The sequence below is a fragment of the Micromonospora sp. NPDC005173 genome, assembly GCF_040608515.1.
Lineage (GTDB): Bacteria > Actinomycetota > Actinomycetes > Mycobacteriales > Micromonosporaceae > Micromonospora.
Map to the genome: position 1 here is coordinate 234995 of NZ_JBEXIK010000001.1, position 19460 is coordinate 254454.

Here is a 19460-nt window from a genome sequence, read left to right on the forward strand (position 1 = left end):
GTCCCGGCTCCTAGCATCACGGGGTGCGCATGACGTCGCTTGCCGCCCTGCTCGTCCTCGGTGTCGCCACCGCGACCCTGCCCGCCTGCGCACCCAACGACCCGGCACCGGTCTCGCCGCCCGGCTCGTCGGCCCAGCCGGCGGCGCTGTCGACCGGTGAGCAGGGCGTCGCGCCGGCGGGCCGGGACGGCCTCGGCGGCCCCGGGGCCAGCGCGAGCCCGAAGCCGGCCACCAAGGCGCTCGCGGCCGGCAACCCGAACGGCAACGCCACCGTGCCGGCCGAGGGGCGGGCGGTCGACACCTCGAAGCCGACCCGGACCATCGGCACCGGCACCCCGGCGAGCTGCACCTCCGCGGCGGTGGTGAAGGCCGTCGCCGCCGGCGGCGTCATCACCTTCGACTGTGGACCGGCCCCGGTGACGATCAAGATGGCCGCCACCGCGAAGGTCCGCAACGCCAACGGGCCGAAGGTGGTGCTGGACGGCGGCGGCAAGGTCACGCTCAGCGGGCAGGGGAAGCGCCGCATCCTCTACATGAACACCTGCGACAGCGCCCAGGGCTGGACCACCTCGCACTGCCAGAACCAGGACCACCCGCAGCTCACCGTGCAGAACCTGACCTTCGCCGACGGCAACTCCACCGGGGACAAGGTCGAGGGCGGCGGCGGTGGGGCGATCTTCGTACGCGGCGGGCGGTTCAAGGTGGTCAACTCGCGCTTCGTCCGCAACCGCTGCGACCGTACCGGCCCGGACCTGGGTGGCGCGGCCGTCCGGGTGCTCAGCCAGTACGAGAACAAGCCGGTGTACGTGGTGGGCAGCACCTTCGGCGGTGCCGCCGGCCAGGGCGGCTCCTGCTCCAACGGCGGCGCGCTGAGCAGCATCGGTGTCTCCTGGGTGGTGCTGAACAGCGTGCTCAGCCACAACGAGGCGATCGGCAGCGGCGCCAACCCGGCCAAGTCCGGTACGCCCGGCGGCGGCAGCGGCGGCGCGATCTACTGCGACGGCAACGAGTTCACCGTGCGGATCGCCGGCACCATCATCGAGAACAACAAGGCCAACGAGGGTGGCGGCGCGATCTTCTTCGTCAGCAACAACCGCACCGGCACCATGGCGATCGAGAAGTCCACCCTGCGCCGCAACCCGAGCGGCAAGTTCGAGACCCGCGGCTTCCCCGGCATCTTCTTCCTCGGCGCCCGCAACCCCACCGTCAGTGGCTCCAAACTGAGCTGACCCTGGGCGTACCTCAGTAGGGGTTGCCCTGTCCGGCCGTCCGGGCGCGGAGCAGGCCGGCCGGGCGGCCGGGGAGGTCCGACGCACCGGACATCGGCGGGCTGCCGGTGTGGCCGCCGTCGGCCATCCCGGCGAACAGTTCCTTGAGCGCGGTCAGCGCGTCGATCTTGGGCTGCCAGCCCAGCTCGGCCTCCGCCCGCTCGCTGGACATCAGCGGCGCGTTCAGGCCCAGCTCCACCCAGCCCACGTCGACCGGCTGCAGCCGCGCCCGCCAGGTCAGCGCCGCCGCCGCTCGCAGCACCGGCGCGGCGACCGGCACCGTCCAGCCGTGGAAGTGCCGAGCCACCAACTCCGGAGTCAGCACCGGGTCCGCGGCGACGTTGAAGGCGCCGCGCGCGTCACCCAACACCGCCCGGGTGTACGCATCAGCCACGTCGTCGGCGTGCACCGCCTGCATCCGCAGCCGGCGGTTGGTGGGCACCAGCGGGATCCGGCCGAAGCGCAGCAGCCGCACCGGTGCCAGCGGGCCGAGGAAGTAGCGGGTGATCTCCACGCCGGCGTCCCGCTGAAAGATCAGCCCGGGTCGCAGCCGCACCACCCGGAGCGTCGGATGGTCCTGCTCGATCCCGTCCAGCAGCGCCTCCACCTCCGCCTTGTGCTCGCTGTACGACGAGCCGGGCACCCCGGTGGCCGGCCAACGCTCGCTGACCGGGTGGTCCTTCGGGCCGGGCGCGTAGGCGCCGACCGATGAGGCGTACACCAGCGCCGGCACGCCGGCCCGGACCAGCGCGTCGAACACCGCCCGGCTGCCGTCGACGTTGGTCCGGCGCAGCACCCGCGGGTCGTGGCTGGGCTGGATCTGCCAGGCCAGGTGCACCACAGCGTCCGCACCGGCGCACACCTCGGCGAGTTTTCCGGCTGCGCTCGGCGCGCCGATGTCGCAGGAGTGCCACTCCACCTGCTCGTACGGCTCGCCAGCCCCCGGCACGGGCAGCCGCCGGGCCACCCCGACCAACTCCACGCCCTGCTCCTTGCCCAGCCGGCGCAGCAGCGCAGTACCGACGTTGCCGCTCGCCCCCACCACCACGATCCGCATGTCCGACCCCGTACCCACCCAGCCGCCCGCCAACCACCCACCCCGGCGCGGCGCGGCCCGGCGCGGCCCGGCGCGGCGCGGCGCGGCCCGGCGCGGCGCGGCCCGGCCCGGCGCGGCGCGGCCCGGCCCGGCGCGGCCCGGCGCGGCGCGGCCCGGCGCGGCGCGGCCCGGCGCGGCTTGATCCACTCCACATCCCCGACAAAGGGCCATCCAGCGCGTCGGACACCGCCGGGTCACCGATCTGGTGATGATCAGGTGCGGCAAGCATCGGCCAGCCGTAGGCATCGACGGCCGGCCGGAAGCCAAGAGTCGTTGGCGCTCACCGTCGGGTAACCTGAGCGCGCGGGCCGCTAGCTCAATGGCAGAGCTGTGGACTTTTAATCCATAGGTTCAGGGTTCGAGTCCCTGGCGGCCCACTCCACCGCAGGTCAGCGGCCCCGACCGGGGTCGCTTTCGCCGCGATCAGGGCCTGTTCGTGGGCTTGGCCGGCAACCAGCCAGCTCATGCTGAAACGATCCTCCACGCTCTCGACCTCTCCGTGGACGTGATCGGCGCGTCGCACGGTTGGGACGTGGCGAAGCCGTCACCGGCCTTTTTCGAGCGGGTCATTCGCGAAGGTGGTGGCGATGCGTCTTCGATTCTGTACGTCGGCGATCGGCCCGACAACGATGCACGCCCGGCCAAGGAGGCCGGTATGAAGACGTGCCTGATTCGGCGCTCTCCGTGGGGTCACATCCTCGACATGCCAGCCGTGTCTGAGCAGAGCCTGTTCCGCATCGATTCGCTGGACGAACTCCAGAGCCTGGTTGCCAAGCACAACGCGGCAGGCAGCTAGCTCGCCGATAGTGCCGCGGGGGGAGCAGAGTGATCCGGCGCCAGCTGACCCGGCGGATGGTCACGGGCGAGCCGAGGCGGTCCCCTGTATTACCGAGGATCGCAGTACAGCCGTCCGTACAGCCAAGCCCACCGGCATAGACAGCCCGAGGCCGACGGGAGGCGACACGGCGAGCAGGTCACCGGCACTCACAGACGTTGGTCGGCAGCAGTCTCGATCTTTGCAAGGCAGGGGTTAGGGGTTCGAGTCCCATCCGCAGCCGGGCGCTGAAGTGAGGCAGTTGCTCTACTGATGCGATGAGCCCTCGTCCCCTTCTCTGCACCGCCTTGCTTGCTGCGGGCGTGATGACGGCAGGGACCGGACTCCTGGTCGCCTTGAGATACGTCGAGCAGCCGGGGCCCTTCAACGCGATGGTGCTGGGCGTCATCGGCGGAGGGCTGGCCTCGGCTGGTTTCCGCCGATGGAGGAAGTACCGCTCCTTGAGCTTGGTGCACACAGGGGGCACAAGGCAGCGTGAAACGTCGGCAACCAGCCACCAATGACGTGAGCCCAAGGCCGGTCCGGAACAGCATGCCCAGCAGGCCAGCGCAGGTCGCAGGAGGGTCCGTCTAAGTTCCGCTTAAACGTCTGGGTGCAGCCGGAGGCGGCGGCTACATCCAGATGTACTCCTCAGCGATGGCGCCGTCGCGCCATTTCGCTACCGTCACCATTCGGCTGCCGTCTTCCAGTTCGCCCACCACGCAGGTCCACTCTCCCGACCCGAAGCCGATGGGGTGCGACTTGATCTGGACCGGCTTGCCGCCGGTCTTCTGGGCGAACGCCTTCATGGCGTCGATGTGCTCCTGGATGCCGTGAGTCTGCGGTTGCCCCTTCATGTCCACGAGCACGTCATCGGTGTGGTGGTGGGCGAACACTCCGTCCCAGTCCGCCGGGTTCCACCCCTTGAAGTCGAGGTCGTCCATGCCCTTCACGTTGCGGATGACCTGGTCGTCGGCCATGACACAATCCCCTTCCACGGCCCGTCGCGACTCGTCTCTGAGTAAGCCTACGGAGACTTACGGGACCTATCAGGCGAATGGCGAGCCGGGAAGTGGTACCCACTGCGACGTTCCGCGCGGCGTCATCAAGGCCGAGATCGTCTCTAGGGACGACCGGGTTGCGGCCGGCAGTATGGCGGCGACCAAGCGGCGGGCAAGGTTCGCCTCGAGGACGGGGCAGCGCGTCGTTAACTGTCCGCCGAAGAACGGTGTCACGCGTACCACGGGTGGCTTCGACAGCAACGCTGACAGCAACCAGCCGAGATGGAGACGAGCGCCGGCTACTGGACATGGACAGCCGCCTGAGGTCGCGGATGCAGACGGACACCGCCAGGCCAAGCGCACAGAACTTGTAAGCGAGATGTCGCCGGTTCGATCCGGGCCGGGGGCTCCACACCTGTGCCAGCCATAACCCGCCTGGCGTGCCCGCTAGGAACGGTCGCCCCAGAGAGAGCTCCCCGCCGACAGTCCCGTCGAGCAGCCGGCGATCGCGGGCGGGCGGGCGGGCGATCATGGGCCTCGTAGTCGGCCGACGCCACCGCCTTGATCGGTGCGGACTAAGCGATATGCGACGGCTGGTCGGCAGTGCCCGGGCAGGATGTACCGAGGGCGTGCGGTTCAGCTGGAGGTGCGTGATCGACAGGGAAGCCCTCAAAAGGTTGGATGATGCCCGGCTCGCGGCGTGGGACACCCACCGTCTCGATGCCTTCGTTGACCTGCTTGCCGATGGTTTCGTGCTTCGCGACACCGCGATCGGCGCGCCAATCACTACCAAGGAGGGCGCGCGTGAATACGTGCAGGCATGGCTGACCGCGTTGCCGGACATGCGGATTCGCCGTACCAGCCGCCTCGTGGACGATGATGATGGTGCGGTCGCCGCCGAGGTGGAGTTCACCGGAACCCACACCGGTCCCATGGCGGTGGGTTCGACGCAGGTGCCGCCCACCGGCAAGACGGTGGTTGGGCGGGGGGCGTACTTCGCTCGGGTGAAGGATGGGCGGTTCGTCGAGCTCAGCTTCCACCCCGACTTGGCGGGCATCATGGCGCAGCTTGGCCTGATGCCCTGACACTGGTGCGAAGACGGCACCGCAGGCGCTGACATCCGCGGCAAGATCGTCGGGCACAAGGCGGGCACAGGTGACGCCGATAAGGGCTGTCAACCGCTGTAAGGCAGCGGAAGAGCTCGGCGAGGTCAGGCTGCCGATCCGCCCGATTGGAGTTGATCAGGAGCACGCCGGAGGGGTTCAGGGTTCGAGTCCCTGGCGGCCCACTCCACCGCAGGTCAGCGACCCCGACCGGGGTCGCTTTTGCCGCGACCGGGGCCGGTACAGCAGTAGCCACCTCACCGATCCAGCGCGCTGCCGAGCCGCTTGAGCGCGTCGCGGGTGGCTCGCCTGGTCATCGCCGTCGGCGACCCGCCGTCCGGCAGCCGCAACAACACCATCGTCTACCGCACCAGCGGCATCGAGGAAAAACTCGACGGGCGGCCCGTCATGGCCGACGGCGGTTACCGCGGCAGCTCCGAGGTGATCATCCCGTACCGCAAGCCCGCCGACGGCGGTCCTGCCAGCCTGGAAAGAAGAGCTGAACACCCACCACCGCACCATCCGCGCCGTAGTCGAACACGCCCTGGCCAGGATGAAGTGCTTCAAGATCCTGCGCGACTACCGCCGCGCCGCCCACATATTGGCCAACGCCGCTTCCGGCATCGCCAACCTCCACAACATCATCCTGGCCGGCTGACCGCCGGCCGGCGCCGGGCAACGCCTTCACCCAGTTACGGGAAGTCCGTTGGTGTGGGCGGGCCGTGGCCCGCCCACACTGGTGGTGCAGAACGCCAGGGAGCGCGACGGACTACACGTATCCGATCGGAACGTTGTCCATCCTTATCGGCAGGTCTGCCGGCCTGGCAGCCCGATGATGAGCGCCGCGCCGACGGTCAGGTGCATGCCGAGCAGGACCAGCCGGCTGCTGGTGCCGATGCCGCTGCCCAGCGGGCCGGCCAGCGAGAGCACCAGCACGATCAGGGCGATGATCCGGAACGTCCGGGCGGGGGCGCGGCCGACGGTACGCTCCAGCAGCGCGAGCAGGCCCCAGGCAGCCAGGCCGGCGATCAGCGCGGCCACCACCACTGCGGCCGGCCCGATGTGCTGGGTGGCGTCACCCTGGCGGACGGCGAGGTCGATGCCGGCCCAGGGGTCGTTGACGGCCCACAGCAGGAGAGCGCCGGCCGCTCCCGCAGCGACGGTGATCGCGCGGCCGGTACGCCGAGCGATGCTCCTGGTCTTGTCGGTCCACTGCATGTCGTTCGTCATGCCGATGAGCTTCTGCATCGTGTTCTCCCGTGACTCGTGGTTTCGAACGACGGAAACGCTACGACACTTGCCAGTCCCCTGGCAATAGTTTGCCAAGGCGATTTGCCAACGTGACGTCTAGGGGTGGGGCGAGTTGCCAGACTTGAGGCAAGCTGGCTAGGCTCGGGGTGTGGTGGAGCAACCAGCCTTCGGCCGTCGGCTCAGGCAACTGCGGATCGAGCGGGGCCTGACCCAGGGCGCGCTCGCCGGTGACGGCATGTCGACCGGCTACCTGTCCCGGCTGGAGTCCGGGGCCCGCCAGCCCACCGAACGCGCGCTGGCGCACCTGGCCAGCCAGCTCGGCGTCAGCACCGAGGAGCTGGTGGCGTCCACCGCCTCATCACTGGCGCGAAGCCTCACCATCGCCACCGGCCTCGGCGCGGACGAGACGGGCGAGCTGCTGTCCGGCGCGCTGGCCACCGCCGGGGGCGAGGACTCCCTGCTGCGCTGGCAGGCGTTGTGGCAGGTCGCCGAGTGGCGGCGGCAACGCAAGGAGTACGCCGAGCAGCGGGTCTACCTCGACGAGCTGACCGCCCTCAGCGACCAACTCGGACTGCCCGAGCTGCAGGCCAGGGCACTGGCCGAGTTGGCCCGCTGGCTGCGGTCCACCGGCGAGGTCCCGGCCGCCGTCGACACCGCGCTGACGGCCCACCAGCTGGCCAAGGACAACGCGCTGGCCCCCTATGTCATGGCGAACGTCCTGCTGGCCGTGGTGTCAGCGCTGGCCGAGGCAGACCGGCTGCCCGAGGTCAACCGGCACACCGACGAACTACTCAGCCTCGTCGAGGGCCGGTCAGACACGCTGTGGGCCGAGGCACTCTGGACCGCGGCCAACATCCGGCTCCGCCAGGGCGAGCCCGCCGCCGCGGCCGAGCTCCTCGGCGAGGCCGTGCGAGGGTTCGACGGACGCGACAACCCCACCCTGTGGACGCGCCTGCGGATCAGCGCGGCCAGGCTCAGCCTCCAGACCACCCCGCCGGACACCGAAGCCGCCCACCGCCGCGTCGAGGAAGTCCAGGCCTGCCTCCCCTTGACCGGAACACCCGCCATCGAACAAGAGCTGCTGTTCCTGCGCGCGCACCTCGCCATGCACACCGGACACCCCGCCGAGGCCCGCGTGCTGCTCGACCAGCTCGACCGCCTCGACCCGCTCCTGCCCTACCAGGACCGCATTGAACTCGACGTACTGCGCAACCGGCTCCTCCTACTGGACGGCGCACGCGACGAAGCGGTGGCCGGCCTGCGCGGCCTCGCCGAACAGGCCCAGGACAACGGCAACATGGCACTTGCCGCTGATATCTGGCGGCTCCTCGCCGAATCCCTCGCCCAGGACACACCGCGGCCGGCCCGCGCGTAGACCCAGGCCCTGCTTGTCCGGTCCCTAACGTGAGCCGGGAGCCTGTCTAATCTCGCGAGACCGGTTCCGGCGCCGCGAAGTCGACCTCCATCGCTGACAGAACCCGAACGCTGCGATCGGGGAAGTCGATGTGCCGGTAAATCTCGTTGTGGTGGGCGATCGACTGGTTTGGCGGAACGAAGTCTGTCGGTTCGGGGCGAATGGATGTCGTGTGCCCGTCCGCCACAATTACCAGGTCGTAGCCGTGGCTGAGGGCCTGGCGCGCGGTCGTCTCCACACAGTTCTCCGTGGCGAAGCCCGTGACCAGAACCTCGGTCACGCCGACACGCCGCAGCGTCGCATCGAGTTCGGTGTCCAGGAAGGCGTCCGCAGTCGTCTTCGTAACTACCGGCTCACCTTTCTGTGGCGTCAGTTCGGGCAGGACGCCACCGCATTGGTGCTGTTGGATGGTGACAACAGGAACGCCCGAGGCGCGCGCCCTGGAGCTAAGGTTCGCGATGGTTGCGATGGTGCGGTCAGGGAAGTGCATGATCGACAGCATGTCGTCCTGCATGTCGATGACGAGGAGCGCAGGGCGGTGTGGCTGCGGCGGCATGAGCACACCGTAGCTTTGGAGAGTTGGCCGCAACCAACATCAGAAGCCGCCAATCCCCAAGCAGCGTGCCAGGTGCCACAGCCCTAAGTTCCTTCGCCCAGTCCGCGGGAGCGGGGTAAGGGCAAGGTCTCGACGTACGTCTGCCACTGGCGCAAGGCGTTGAAGGCGGCCAGTGTGGTGACGCCGGACGGGAAGCCGAAGTGCACGCCGCAATCGCTGCGACCATTCTTCGACTCGACGGCCCTCGCCAACGGCGTCGGGCGGGTTCGTGACGATCGACGAAGCCACCGGCCACGTGAGGGCGTACCTTCGCCTGCATGTCCGACCTGGCGCTCGACTCCGCGTTCACGGTCTTCGGCACCCAGGACTCGGGATGCCTGTCGTACGGCGTCGAGGATGCCGGGCGCCGCTGGTTCGTCAAGAAGGCCATCACCGTGCAGGCCCGCCTGTCGCTGATCCGGGCCACGCAGTTTCACACCGCGGTCCAGCACCCAGCGATCATTCGCCCCGAGCAGGTTCTCGATGGCCCGGACGGGCCAGTGCTGGTCTACCCATGGCACGACGGCACAGTTCTCAACCACGCCACCATCCACGGCTCGGACCGGACCGCACTGGCCCGGTTCCGGCAGTTGCCCCTCCCGGACGTCGAGGCGGCTGTCACCACGATCCTCGACGCGCACGTGGCCATCACGGCGGCCGGCCACGTCGCGGTCGACCTGTACGACGGCTGTTTCCTCTACGACTTCGACAGTCGGCAGATGCGGCTGATCGACCTGGACGAGTACCGGCCCGGCCCCTTCGTCCTCGACGCCGACCGCCTCCCCGGATCCCGCCGCTACATGGCACCGGAAGAGTTCGTCCGTGGTGCCGTCATCGACCAGCGGACCACGGTGTACGCCCTTGGCCGCACCATCCAGCACCTGCTCGACTCCCCACACGGCTGGCGAGGCTCTCCGGCCCAAGGTCGGCTCGCGACCCACGCCACCCGACCGACACCCGGAGACCGACATCCCGACGTGGTGGAGCTGGTCACCGCGTGGCGAGCCACGCTCACGACGTGAGACGGGCACTGGTGGGCCTGGACAATGGCGTTGCGCAGCCCCCGGTCCGGCCGATTAGGCTGCTGGCATGATCAGCTCGCACGCGTTCCCGACGGCGTCCTCCGACGTCCTGTTCGGCGCGCTGCGACGCCGGCGGTCCCGCGACCGCCTGCGCTGAGTCTTCTTCTCCTGCGACCGGCGGATCGAGCCGCCGGTCACCCTCGATCGTCCTCGGTCCGCCCGCATCCTCATCCGGTGATCCGCGTGGCGGATCCGAGCGAGATCGGCGTACCCATGGATCTGGAGAAACTGCTGACCGACCGGCTGGCACCGGCGTTCGCAGCGGTGGCCGGCGCGTCGGTGGACCCGGTCGTGCGGCGCTCCCAGCACGCGGACTTCCAGTCCGACGCGGCGCTGGCACTGGCCCGGCGGCTCGGCCGGCCGCCGCGCGCCATCGCCGCCGACGTGCTGGCCCGCGCGGACCTGACCGACCTGTGCAGCGCGGCGGAGGTCTCCGGGCCGGGCTTCCTCAACCTGACCATCGCCGACAAGACCTTGGCCGGGCTGGTCTCCGCGCTGGCCACCGACCCGCAGCTCGGGGTGCCGGTGGTCGCCGAGTCGGAGACTGTGGTGGTCGACTACTCGGCACCGAACGTGGCAAAGGAAATGCACGTCGGGCACCTGCGCTCGACGGTGATCGGCGACGCGGCGGCCCGGCTACTGGAGTGGCTGGGGCACCAGGTGCTGCGGGCCAACCACCTCGGCGACTGGGGCACGCCGTTCGGCATGCTGATCGAGCACCTGGTCGACCTGGGCGAGGCCGAAGCCACACAGGAAGTCTCCATGGGCGACCTGGACTCGTTCTACAAGGCGGCCCGGGTCAAGTTCGACGCCGACGAGGCGTTCCGCGAGCGGTCTCGGCTGCGGGTGGTGGCCTTGCAGGGCGGCGATGCGGTGACGCTTCGGTTGTGGCGGCTTCTGGTGGAGCAGTCCGAGCGGTACTTCCTGACGGTGTACGACCTGCTCGACGTCACCCTCACCGAGCGGGACTTCCACGGCGAGAGCAGCTACAACGACCTGCTCGGTCCGGTCGTCGAGGAGTTGGACCGGCTCGGTCTGCTGCGGGAGAGCGACGGCGCGGCCTGCGTCTTTCCGCCCGGCTCGGTCGGCCGGGACGGCGAGCTGCTGCCGCTGATCGTGCGCAAGTCCGACGGCGGGTACGGCTACTCGGCGACCGACCTGGCGGCGATCCGGCACCGGACCGGCAGGCTGGGCGCGACCCGGCTGCTCTACGTGGTCGGGCTGCCGCAGCGGCGGCACTTCGAGATGGTGTACGCCGCCGCCGCGCAGGCCGGCTGGCTGGCCCCGCCGGCCCGGGCCGAGCACGTCGGGTTCGGGTCGATCCTCGGGCCGGACGGGCGGATGCTGCGTAGCCGGGCTGGCGGGTCGGTGAAGCTGGTCGGGCTGCTGGAGGAGGCGATCGTCCGGGCCACCGCGCTGGCCCGGGAGCGGAACCCGGACCTGGGCGAGGCGGAGGCGGCCGAGGTGGGTCGGGCGGTCGGCATCGGCGCGATCAAGTACGCCGACCTGTCCAGCGACCGGCACAAGGACTACGTGCTCGACTGGGAACGAATGCTCTCGCTGGACGGCAACACCTCGCCCTACCTGCAGTACGCGTACTCCCGGATCCGGTCGATCTTCCGGCGGGCTGGCGTGGCGGCGCGGCCGGAGGCGGGGATTTCGCTGGCCGAGCCGACCGAGCGGGCGCTCGCCTTCGAGCTGGTCGGCTTCGGCAGGGTGGTCGGCGAGGTGGCGGAGAACCTGGAGTTCCACCACCTGGCCGGGTACCTGTACCGGCTGGCCGCTGCGTTCAGCGCGTTCTACGAGCGGTGCCCGGTGCTGCGGGCCGACGGGCCGGTCCGGGAAAGCCGGCTGGTGCTCTGCGATCTGACCGCGCGGGTGCTCCGGCAAGGGCTGTATCTGCTCGGCATCCGGACTCCCGAACGAATGTGATCGGAATCGGGCGGCCGCTACCGCCGCCTGATGAGGTAGAGGCCTTGGCAGGTGGTGGCGAAGTGCCCGTCCGCGGGGTGCAGTGTCGAAGAGTGGTAGGTGCCGGGCTGGCGGAGGTCGGGGCGCCAGAGGGCCATGTCGAGGAGGTATCGGGCCGTGCGCCTGTACGCGACCGCGTTGCCGGCCAGGAACAGGGTGTGGCTGTGGAGGCGTTGGTGGAACCTGTCGCTGCGGGAGGAACGCTGATGGGCTTGGCGGTTTATCTCGTGCACCTCGTCCCACGTGGGGACGTCGTTCGGATTCCAGGAGATGGTGTGCGGTGCCCCGACTCCCAGTCGGTGGCGTAGACGCTTCCACTGATGCGGAGCGAATTGCAGGTTGTGGTGGCTCAGTACGAGGTCGAGCTCACCGGTGACGGTGGGGAGAGATGGCTCCGCAGGCGTGTTGTTCCGTAGCGGTAGATGGATGAGCGTGTGGCGTGATCGGGCTGCCAGCATCCACAGGCCCGTGATGGTGAACGCGGCGTCGGCGTTGAGCTCCAGAACGAACCAGGGGTTGTTGTCGCTCAGCACTGCGCCGGTCACCGAGGTAGCTGGGCGGATGACGCGGTACGGTTCGGCACCGAGCAGTGCCTGATATGTGCGGATCTTGAGGTTCATCCGTTGGTGAGCTGTGCGCGGGCGTGCATCAGCGCGAACCCGAGGAGGTTGCGGCCTCGCCATTGGGCGGGATCGTGCGCGCGTGGGTCCGTGGCGGCGAGGCCGATGCCCCAGACGCGATCCACCGGGCTGGCTTCCACCAGTACCCGGTTGCTCGTACGCGACAGATACTGCCCGAGGTCGGGGTGCTGGCTGAACTTCGCCACGTTGGCGGCGACGACCAGGTCGAAGCAGTGCCTGTCCCAGATGGCCTGGTCGAAGTCCCGGACCTGCCGACCCAGGGCCTTGACCGCGCCCGGGTGCGGCACCGTCAACATCTGCGCGGCGATCGCCTCATCGCCGAACAGGTGGGCCTTCCCGACCATCATGTAGTGCTCAGCCGTGGCGTACCGGATCCCGTCCACGATGAATGGGGCCGGCCACCATTGGCTCAGGCACTCCGGTCCGATGCTGCTGTCCGGCTGGGGGTGGTGCCCCCAGAAGAACAGGTACTTGACCGGCCCGCCCTCGGCAATGAGCGCCCGCAGCTCGGACAGGCTGCGCGGCGGGGAGGCGGTCTCGGGCACGTCCAGCAGGGTGCCAGACCCGCGTGGTCACGCACCATCGTGTTTGTCCACCGTGCGCGGCTACGATTCGCGGTCAGTTTGCCACGCAGCCCAGGTCACCGGTCTGGGTTCTGTGTCAGTGCGGGTACTTCCCGAAAGCGCTGCTCAAGGCGACCTCGGCGGTGCAGCTCATCTCGCCTGGGGCTAGCTGGGTGTGCGAGGGCCGCCAAAGCTCCGCTCCCTTCGAGGTGACGCGGGCCAGGATGCAGTCGTACTGCGAGGCTCGCAAGGCGACGCCAACCGTGCCGTCCCGCGCGGCGACGTCCTGGCGAATCGCCGGGTCAAGCTGCAGGCCGACGATCGCCGCGCGGACGGCGGCTTCGTTCGAGCCGGCGGACTGGAGGGCGTGCTTCAGACGGTCATCGACGCCGTCGAGCGACGGGTCCTTGGTGACCGGTACCGCAGCTTCCGTCGGGCAGGCGATGTCGTCGTCGCGGGTGTCGTCCTCCGGGCCGAGCTGGATACGAAAGCAGATCTGCTCGTCGCGTTCTTTGATCACTGAGCCGTCCGCGCCGATCTCCACACCATGACCGACCACCTGGAGCACCAGGCTCACGCCGGTCTGCCAGTGCGTCTCGCCGCTGACCGCGAGGACCTTGACGTCGGGGTGCTGGCCTGCGGAGTGCACGTACTTGTCAGCCTGGTAGAGGTGGTCGTACTCGAACCGGAAAAGGACCCTGTCGACCTTCTCCGCAGCATCGGCCACCGCGCTCTTGTGGACCGAGCTCTCCCGAAGGTCAACGGAAGTGCCGATCTTGTCCGCGAGCCGGCCCCCCAGTTTGTTGAGGAACGCCCACGACGCGCCGCCCACCAGCGCCACAACCAGGAGCACCACCACGCCGGACGCTATCTGCTGTTTCCTGCGATCCACGAGCGTGAGTATGCCCGCGCCGGACAAGCCGCGCCGCCCACAAGGCCCGCGACAGAAATGTCTCGGAAGGGAGCCGACGGCAACAGCACCCCGGCATGTTTCTCATTCTGCCCGCAGAAGAGGACACATCCTGGCCGCTTCCGCTGTGAGGGTTGTCGAGCGTCAGACGTCCACCCGAACGCGCAAGGAGCTCATCATGTCCGTCACGACCACGACCCACCTGAACTTCCGGGGTGACGCCCGCGCGGCGCTGGAGTTCTACCATTCCGTGTTCGACGGCCACCTCGTCCTCGTCACCTACAAGGACGCCGGTAACGTCCAGGAGGAGTCCGAGGCCGACCAGGTCATGTGGGGCCAGGTGCTCGCCGGGAACGGTTTTCACGTCATGGCGTACGACGTGCCCTCCAAAATGGCCTACGACCAGGGAGAGAACTCCTTCTTCGTCTCCCTGCGGGGCAAGACGGTCGAGGAGGTCACCGGCTACTGGGAGAAGCTCTGCGACGGGGCGAGCGTGGTGATTCCCCTGGGCCCGGCGGGCTGGGCGCCCGCCTACGGGATGCTGCGGGACCGCTTCGGTGTCGTCTGGGTCGTCGACGTCGTCAGCGAATACAGCGCGTAGCAGCACCCACCCTGGATGGGCGGGAGGGAACCACCCCGCCCATCCAGGGCCTTCGGCCAACGACCAGACCGGGCCTATCAGCACTGCCGCATGGTACGAATGCCTCGACACGTGCAAAAGCCATAGAACGGGCGAGTCGATGACGGCGAGTAGGGCAGGCAAGCTGCTGCGGAAGCCCGGGGATCCGCAACGGGCAACATTCCTGGAGCTGTTCTTCGACCTGGCGTTCGTCTACGTGCTCACCCAGCTCTCGCAGGTGCTCAGCCGGGATCTCACGTGGCGCGGCGCCTTCCACACGATGGTGTTGCTGCTGGCGGTGTGGTGGGTGTGGTGCAGCACGGCGACAGTCCCCGACAGGTTCGACCCGCAGCGGCCGGCGATACAGGCGCTGGTCATCGCGACCCTGGTCGGCAGCCTGGTGATGGCTGTCGCGCTACCCGAGGTGTTCGACGCGCAGGGCCTCGTCTTCGCGGGCGCGTACGTCGCCATTCAGGTTGGTCGCAGCCTCGTCCTTCTGATCGCCCTGCGGGGCCACGAACTGCAGCGCGGCGCCGTACGGACGCTTGTCTGGTTCGGCGTGTCTGCCGTGCCGTGGATCGCGGGGGCGCTCGTGCACGGCGCCACGCGCGAGGCACTGTGGACGCTGGCGGTGGCCCTTGACTACCTGGCCGGCAAACTCCGCTACCCCATACCCGGCCTGGGCCACTCGCCGGCCTCCGAGTTGCCGAGCGCGGCCGAGCACCTGGCCGAGCGTCACCGGCAGTTCTTCATCATCGCGCTCGGCGAGTTGATCCTGGTCTCCGCTTCGACCCTCGGCGGCGAGGGCTTCGCGCCCGACCGGACCACGGCATTCCTGGTGTCGATCGCCACCACCGTGCTGCTCTGGCGCATCTACATCTACCGGGCCGGGGAAGTGTCGGCCGCGGCCATCGCCGGATCTTCCGACCCGGCCCGCCTCGGCTTGTCGGCGTTCTACGCCCACCTGGTCATGGTGGGCGGCGTCGTCGTGACCGCTGTCGGCGCCGAACTCGTCATCGCCCATCCAGGTGGGCACCCTCAACCGGCCTGGATCGCGGTCATCCTCGGTGGGCCCGCGCTGTTCCTGGTCGGGCGTGCCCGCTTCGAGTACGCAGTCTTCGCCCGGGTGTCCTGGGATCGACCGATCGGGCTGCTCGCGTTGGCCGCCCTGGCACCGGTCATGCTCCTCGTACCGCCGCTCGTGGCCACCCTCGCCGCCACCGCGGTCCTGGCGGGGGTTGCCATCTCCGATGCCGCCCACGCGAGAGGGCACCCACCCGAGCCGCCCTCACCACCCGGCTAGCCCGAACCATCCGACGACAACAGGAGCAGCATGGACCAGCCGAGCCGCCGCGCCCGCGACCTCGGGGTCGTCGTCGGGCCGCTGCCGACCGGCCCGCACAACGCGATCACCGACGTCGCCGGAATCCTGGTCGGCCACACCACCATCGACGACGGCGCCGACCTGCACACCGGCGTCACCGCCGTCGTACCGAGCCAACTCGGCCCGGGACGATGGACCCTGCCGGCCGCCGTGTACTCCGGCAACGGCCACGGGAAGCTCGTCGGCTCGACACAGGTGGACGAACTCGGCGTACTGGAGTCACCGATCGTCCTGACCGCCACGCTGTCCGTCTTCCGGGCGGCGGACGCGCTGCTGAGTCACCTGATGGACCGTCGCCCCGAGGGCCTGTCGTTCAACCCCCTGGTCGGCGAGACCAACGACGGCCACCTTTCGGACATCCGCCGCCGCCCGATCAACGAGGGACACGTGCTCGCCGCGATCACGGGGGCGTCCGGCGAACCGCCGGCGGAGGGCTGCGTCGGGGCGGGCACCGGTACCACGACGCTGGGCTTCAAGGGCGGCATCGGCACCTCGTCGAGGACGGTACGGGTGGCCGACCGTCCGGCGACGGTCGGTGCCCTCGTCCAGTCCAACTTCGGTGGCGTGCTGACCGTCCTCGGCGTCCCGCTGCCGGTCGATGAGCTGATCCCGGACGCCGACCGGAGCGACCCGCCCGGCAACTCCTGCATGATCGTGGTGGCCACTGACGTGCCCCTGGACGCCCGGCAGCTCGGACGGCTCGCCCGGCGGGCGGTCTTCGCGATGGGCCGGGTCGGGGCGTCCTACAGCAACGGCAGCGGCGACTACGCGATCGCGTTCAGCACCGCACCACCGGACCGGCAACCCATCCCCGACGGGGAGATCAACCCGGTCTTCGCCGCCGTCCTGGACTCGGTCGAGGAAGCGCTGCTCAACTCCCTCTTCACCGCAACCACCACCGGTGTGGCCGGTCGTACCAGTCACGCCGTTCCGCACGAGGCGATGATCCGGCGGTTGTCGGCGGCGGGCCGGCTGGCGGCGCCAGCCTGATCGGGGTGGGGATGACGGGAGCAGGACGGCACCAGAGTCCGGCCGTCAGCGGGGTCGGGTGCGGCGGAAGGTGAAGATGTCGGCCTGGTCCAGGACGGCCACCACGATCAGCACCCCGGTGGCGACCGCGCTGACCGCCACCAGTGGAAGTCGCAGGGCGACCGCCGCGAGGACAAGGGCGAACAGGCCGACCACCCTCGCCCAGGAGAGTCGCCGGTGGACCGCGACGGAGAACAGGATCCGTCCGACGAGGAAGAGGGTGGGTCCGCCCAGGATGACCACGACGGCGGTCGTGTGGCCGATCTCGGTGGGGTGGGCGATGCTCACCTCGGCCCCGACGGCGGTGGCCACCACCCCGGCGATCATCACCAGGTGCAGGTAGCTGGTGGTGACGCCGAGCCGGGACGGATCGGCGCGCTCGATGGCCGGGCCCAGGCGCTGGCCGGCGGGTGTCACGTAGAGCAGACCGATCAACACGGCGGTGGCGAAGACCAACAGGAAGGCTGCGGTCTCCGGGAGGCTGAGGCGGGTCCCGGAGTACGTGAGACCAGCGACCAGGACGAGTTCACCGAGCGCGATGATCATGATCTGCTGGTACCGCTCGGCGAAGTGCTCGCCCGTGAGGTGCAGCTCCTGCTGCCGTGCCCGACCGAGCCGCGGCGTCGGCCAGCCGAGTCGTGGGCCGATGAGGTCGATGGCGAGGGCGAGCAACCAGAGCGGCACCCGCCACTCCGGCAGGAACGCGCCGATCAGCCACGGTACGGCGGAGACGGCGTACCAGTTGAGGATCCGCAGCGCCCGGCTCTGCCGCGGGTGACCACGCAGCATCTGGACGGTGACCACGCCCCGGGCGAGGTGGACCGCGACGTACGCGCCAGCGAAGAGCGGGCCCCGCCCGTCCAGCGCCTGCGGGATCGCCACTCCGACAAGCAGGCTGCCCAGCGTGGCGCCGACCAGCAGCCCTCGGATCGCCGGCGTCTCCGGGTCGTACCAGTCGGCGAGCCAGGTGGTGGTCACCCAGATCCACCAGACCGCGGCCAGTAGCAGCGCGGTGCGCAGCCCACCGACCAGGCTGAGGTCGGCGAGGAAGTGCTGCGCCAGCTGACTGAGGGCGAGGACGAACGCCAGGTCGAAGAAGAGTTCGAGGAAGGAGGCGCTGAGCGGCACGTCCTTTCCGCGCAGCAGCCGTTCGGGCTTGCTCACCATCGGCGCTCCTCCCGGTGGCACGCCCTGCGTCCGTTCGTACCATCCGGGATTGGCCGCTGGCGGCGAAAGCGGGTCAGTGGCGGATGCCGACCCCGGCATAGCCGTGCGAATCCACGGCCTCCCGTTCGCCGTCCGGCCGCCACCGGGTGGTTTCGACCAGGCCGGGCTCCACCAGGTCGTACCCGGTGAAGAAGCGCAGCGTCTCGGCGTGCGTGCGGGGCACCAGCGGGGCGCTGCTGTTGCGATAAACGGCCTGCCCGCGCTCGGCCAGCTCCGGCGGGATGCCGTCCAGCGTCAGGTGGGACAGCACCAGGTGGCTGCCGGGCGCGGTGGCGTCGCGCAGCCGGGCGATCGCCGCCCACGGGTCGTCGTCGTCCGACACGAAGTGCAGCACCGCGAGGAGCAGCACCGCCACCGGGCGGTCCAGGTCGAGGGTGCCCCGCACGTCCGGGTGAGCGAGCAGCTCGTCCGGGCGGCGCAGGTCGCCCTGGACGACCGCGGTCCCGGGCGCGCCGGTCAGCAACTGCCGGGCGTACGCGACGGCCACCTCGTCGTAGTCGACGTAGACCACCCGAGCGTCGGGCGCCACCGTCTGCACCACCTCGTGCACGGTGCCCTGCGTGGGCAACCCGGCACCGATGTCGAGGAACTGGCGGACGCCCTGCTCGGCGGCGTACCGGACGGCCCGGCGCAGGAAGTGCCGGTTGGTCTGGGCGGCGACCCCGGTCTCCGGGAAGAGTTCGAGCACCCGTTCGGCGGCGGCCCGGTCGGCGGCGAAGTTGTGGCTACCGCCCAGGAAGTAGTCATACATCCGGGCGACGTTGGGTCGGGCGCTGACATCGGTCGGGTCGGGTGCCGGCTGGTCGGTCACGAGGGAGTCCCTTCGACGGCAAGGTCGGATCTCGATGTCTAGCACCCGGGACGACGACCCGCTGACCCCTCGTGTCGTTGATCCGGCTGCGCCCCTGGTCACGGCCGACCACGGTGGGGGCACCGACTCATCGAGGAGCGACGCCGATGACCAGTCAGCGGGAAACCGTGCGGGTCGACCACGACCTTTTCCGCGCCGTGTACGACTCACCCGCGTCGCTGCCCGGCCAGCACCGGTGGACCACCCCGGAATCGGACGTCCGGCGGCTGGAGAAGCTGCTCGGCATGCCCGCACGCAGCATCGGCGCCCCGCTCTGGGTCAGCGGCGACGAGCCGGACTGCCCGAAGTGCAGCCGGCGGATCACCTGGTACGACATCGTCTCGTCGGCGCTCTCCGGCCTGCACGACAAGGCCATGATCGCCACCGTCATCCTCGGCGAGCACAAGTACGTCAACACCGAGGTGCCGGATGCCATCCCCGGCGTCCGCTGCGCCGACTGCCGTACCGCGATCGAGGGCCTGCGCAGCTTCAAGTGCCACAACTGGGCGTACGCCTTCGAAGAGCTGGAGGCCGTCCGCGAGCGGATGGCCGGCGGTCCCGCGCCGACCTGAGCGGACCGTGGCGGGTCAGCCGGCCGAGCGATGGGCGGGGCGGCGACCGGGTGGTGACTGCGGCTCGGGC

At 69.8% G+C, this 19460-nt stretch carries 18 protein-coding genes, 1 tRNA gene and 2 pseudogenes; 12 read left to right on the forward strand and 9 right to left on the reverse strand.

Annotated elements, in window-relative coordinates:
- Positions 1-29: 29 nt before the first annotated feature.
- Complete coding sequence (locus ABZV00_RS01135; RefSeq protein WP_355601326.1) at positions 30-1229, forward strand: hypothetical protein; 1200 nt, start codon at positions 30-32, stop codon at positions 1227-1229.
- A gap of 13 nt (positions 1230-1242) precedes the next feature.
- Here ABZV00_RS01135 and ABZV00_RS01140 read toward each other — a convergent pair whose 3' ends face one another.
- Positions 1243-2325, reverse strand: coding sequence for an NAD-dependent epimerase/dehydratase family protein (locus tag ABZV00_RS01140; protein WP_355601328.1), 1083 nt, complete (start codon positions 2323-2325; stop codon positions 1243-1245).
- 344 nt (positions 2326-2669) lie between these two features.
- Here ABZV00_RS01140 and ABZV00_RS01145 point away from each other — a divergent pair.
- Both ABZV00_RS01145 and ABZV00_RS01150 read left to right on the forward strand, forming a co-directional pair.
- Positions 2670-2741, forward strand: a tRNA-Lys gene (locus ABZV00_RS01145).
- Between the two features lie 41 nt (positions 2742-2782).
- Positions 2783-3160, forward strand: a pseudogene (locus tag ABZV00_RS01150) (HAD family hydrolase); the annotation flags it as partial.
- 650 nt (positions 3161-3810) lie between these two features.
- Here ABZV00_RS01150 and ABZV00_RS01155 read toward each other — a convergent pair.
- Positions 3811-4158 (reverse strand): hypothetical protein, encoded by a 348-nt coding sequence (locus ABZV00_RS01155; RefSeq protein ID WP_355600790.1) that lies wholly within the window; start codon positions 4156-4158, stop codon positions 3811-3813.
- A 671-nt stretch (positions 4159-4829) separates the two neighbouring features.
- On the opposite strand from ABZV00_RS01155, the gene ABZV00_RS01160 reads away from it, so the two are divergent.
- Both ABZV00_RS01160 and ABZV00_RS01165 read left to right on the forward strand, forming a co-directional pair.
- The gene (locus ABZV00_RS01160) at positions 4830-5264 is read left to right on the forward strand and encodes an ester cyclase (RefSeq protein WP_355600792.1); all 435 of its coding nucleotides are present in this window, start codon (positions 4830-4832) and stop codon (positions 5262-5264) included.
- Positions 5265-5588: 324 nt separating this feature from the next.
- Positions 5589-5940, forward strand: a pseudogene (locus ABZV00_RS01165) (transposase family protein); the annotation flags it as partial.
- Positions 5941-6083: 143 nt separating this feature from the next.
- Here the strand turns inward: ABZV00_RS01165 and ABZV00_RS01170 are convergent.
- On the reverse strand, positions 6084-6530 hold the full coding sequence (locus ABZV00_RS01170) for a DUF6069 family protein (RefSeq protein WP_355600794.1): 447 nt from the start codon (positions 6528-6530) through the stop codon (positions 6084-6086).
- Positions 6531-6681: 151 nt separating this feature from the next.
- Between ABZV00_RS01170 and ABZV00_RS01175 the strand changes: the two genes are divergently transcribed.
- Positions 6682-7908 carry a helix-turn-helix transcriptional regulator gene (locus tag ABZV00_RS01175; protein WP_355600796.1) on the forward strand — a complete coding sequence of 409 codons (1227 nt, stop codon included), beginning with the start codon at positions 6682-6684 and terminating at the stop codon, positions 7906-7908.
- A 46-nt stretch (positions 7909-7954) separates the two neighbouring features.
- Here ABZV00_RS01175 and ABZV00_RS01180 read toward each other — a convergent pair whose 3' ends face one another.
- Positions 7955-8503 carry an isochorismatase family protein gene (locus ABZV00_RS01180; protein WP_355600798.1) on the reverse strand — a complete coding sequence of 183 codons (549 nt, stop codon included), beginning with the start codon at positions 8501-8503 and terminating at the stop codon, positions 7955-7957.
- 317 nt (positions 8504-8820) lie between these two features.
- On the opposite strand from ABZV00_RS01180, the gene ABZV00_RS01185 reads away from it, so the two are divergent.
- Together ABZV00_RS01185 and argS are read left to right on the forward strand one after the other, a co-directional pair.
- On the forward strand, positions 8821-9564 hold the full coding sequence (locus ABZV00_RS01185; RefSeq protein ID WP_355600800.1) for a serine/threonine protein kinase: 744 nt from the start codon (positions 8821-8823) through the stop codon (positions 9562-9564).
- A 273-nt stretch (positions 9565-9837) separates the two neighbouring features.
- Entirely contained in the window at positions 9838-11556 is a 1719-nt protein-coding gene (argS, locus tag ABZV00_RS01190) for an arginine--tRNA ligase (protein ID WP_355601330.1), read from the forward strand.
- A gap of 17 nt (positions 11557-11573) precedes the next feature.
- On the opposite strand, the gene ABZV00_RS01195 is transcribed toward argS, so the two are convergent.
- The 3 genes from ABZV00_RS01195 to ABZV00_RS01205 all read right to left on the reverse strand — a co-directional run bounded on the left by ABZV00_RS01195 (position 11574) and on the right by ABZV00_RS01205 (position 13691).
- Positions 11574-12215 carry a hypothetical protein gene (locus tag ABZV00_RS01195; RefSeq protein WP_355600802.1) on the reverse strand — a complete coding sequence of 214 codons (642 nt, stop codon included), beginning with the start codon at positions 12213-12215 and terminating at the stop codon, positions 11574-11576.
- Positions 12212-12781, reverse strand: a complete 570-nt coding sequence (locus tag ABZV00_RS01200; protein ID WP_355600804.1) for an NADAR family protein — start codon at positions 12779-12781, stop codon at positions 12212-12214. The genes ABZV00_RS01195 and ABZV00_RS01200 overlap by 4 nt, the downstream gene beginning before the upstream one ends.
- Positions 12782-12896: 115 nt before the next feature.
- Complete coding sequence (locus ABZV00_RS01205) at positions 12897-13691, reverse strand: hypothetical protein (RefSeq protein ID WP_355600806.1); 795 nt, start codon at positions 13689-13691, stop codon at positions 12897-12899.
- A 196-nt stretch (positions 13692-13887) separates the two neighbouring features.
- On the opposite strand from ABZV00_RS01205, the gene ABZV00_RS01210 reads away from it, so the two are divergent.
- The 3 genes from ABZV00_RS01210 to ABZV00_RS01220 all read left to right on the forward strand — a co-directional run bounded on the left by ABZV00_RS01210 (position 13888) and on the right by ABZV00_RS01220 (position 16702).
- The gene (locus ABZV00_RS01210; protein ID WP_355600808.1) at positions 13888-14310 is read left to right on the forward strand and encodes a VOC family protein; all 423 of its coding nucleotides are present in this window, start codon (positions 13888-13890) and stop codon (positions 14308-14310) included.
- A gap of 139 nt (positions 14311-14449) precedes the next feature.
- Positions 14450-15631: a low temperature requirement protein A gene (locus tag ABZV00_RS01215; protein ID WP_355600810.1), complete on the forward strand. Its 1182-nt coding sequence runs from the start codon at positions 14450-14452 to the stop codon at positions 15629-15631.
- 30 nt (positions 15632-15661) lie between these two features.
- Entirely contained in the window at positions 15662-16702 is a 1041-nt protein-coding gene (locus tag ABZV00_RS01220) for a P1 family peptidase (RefSeq protein ID WP_355600812.1), read from the forward strand.
- Positions 16703-16747: 45 nt separating this feature from the next.
- On the opposite strand, the gene ABZV00_RS01225 is transcribed toward ABZV00_RS01220, so the two are convergent.
- Positions 16748-17908, reverse strand: coding sequence for a low temperature requirement protein A (locus ABZV00_RS01225; protein ID WP_355600813.1), 1161 nt, complete (start codon positions 17906-17908; stop codon positions 16748-16750).
- A gap of 73 nt (positions 17909-17981) precedes the next feature.
- Positions 17982-18779 carry an SAM-dependent methyltransferase gene (locus ABZV00_RS01230; RefSeq protein WP_328422432.1) on the reverse strand — a complete coding sequence of 266 codons (798 nt, stop codon included), beginning with the start codon at positions 18777-18779 and terminating at the stop codon, positions 17982-17984.
- A gap of 146 nt (positions 18780-18925) precedes the next feature.
- Between ABZV00_RS01230 and ABZV00_RS01235 the strand changes: the two genes are divergently transcribed.
- On the forward strand, positions 18926-19390 hold the full coding sequence (locus ABZV00_RS01235) for a hypothetical protein (RefSeq protein ID WP_355600815.1): 465 nt from the start codon (positions 18926-18928) through the stop codon (positions 19388-19390).
- The last annotated feature ends 70 nt before the right edge of the window (positions 19391-19460 follow it).

Excerpts from the sequence above, each read along its gene's own strand:
- ABZV00_RS01135 (WP_355601326.1), top strand. The coding sequence starts at position 30 with ATGACGTCGCTTGCCGCCCTGCTCGTCCTCGGTGTCGCCACCGCGACC.
- ABZV00_RS01140 (WP_355601328.1), bottom strand. The coding sequence starts at position 2,325 with ATGCGGATCGTGGTGGTGGGGGCGAGCGGCAACGTCGGTACTGCGCTG.
- ABZV00_RS01155 (WP_355600790.1), bottom strand. The coding sequence starts at position 4,158 with ATGGCCGACGACCAGGTCATCCGCAACGTGAAGGGCATGGACGACCTC.
- ABZV00_RS01170 (WP_355600794.1), bottom strand. The coding sequence starts at position 6,530 with ATGCAGAAGCTCATCGGCATGACGAACGACATGCAGTGGACCGACAAG.
- ABZV00_RS01180 (WP_355600798.1), bottom strand. The coding sequence starts at position 8,503 with ATGCCGCCGCAGCCACACCGCCCTGCGCTCCTCGTCATCGACATGCAG.
- ABZV00_RS01185 (WP_355600800.1), top strand. The coding sequence starts at position 8,821 with ATGTCCGACCTGGCGCTCGACTCCGCGTTCACGGTCTTCGGCACCCAG.
- argS (WP_355601330.1), top strand. The coding sequence starts at position 9,838 with ATGGATCTGGAGAAACTGCTGACCGACCGGCTGGCACCGGCGTTCGCA.
- ABZV00_RS01195 (WP_355600802.1), bottom strand. The coding sequence starts at position 12,215 with ATGAACCTCAAGATCCGCACATATCAGGCACTGCTCGGTGCCGAACCG.
- ABZV00_RS01210 (WP_355600808.1), top strand. The coding sequence starts at position 13,888 with ATGTCCGTCACGACCACGACCCACCTGAACTTCCGGGGTGACGCCCGC.
- ABZV00_RS01215 (WP_355600810.1), top strand. The coding sequence starts at position 14,450 with ATGACGGCGAGTAGGGCAGGCAAGCTGCTGCGGAAGCCCGGGGATCCG.
- ABZV00_RS01220 (WP_355600812.1), top strand. The coding sequence starts at position 15,662 with ATGGACCAGCCGAGCCGCCGCGCCCGCGACCTCGGGGTCGTCGTCGGG.
- ABZV00_RS01225 (WP_355600813.1), bottom strand. The coding sequence starts at position 17,908 with ATGGTGAGCAAGCCCGAACGGCTGCTGCGCGGAAAGGACGTGCCGCTC.
- ABZV00_RS01235 (WP_355600815.1), top strand. The coding sequence starts at position 18,926 with ATGACCAGTCAGCGGGAAACCGTGCGGGTCGACCACGACCTTTTCCGC.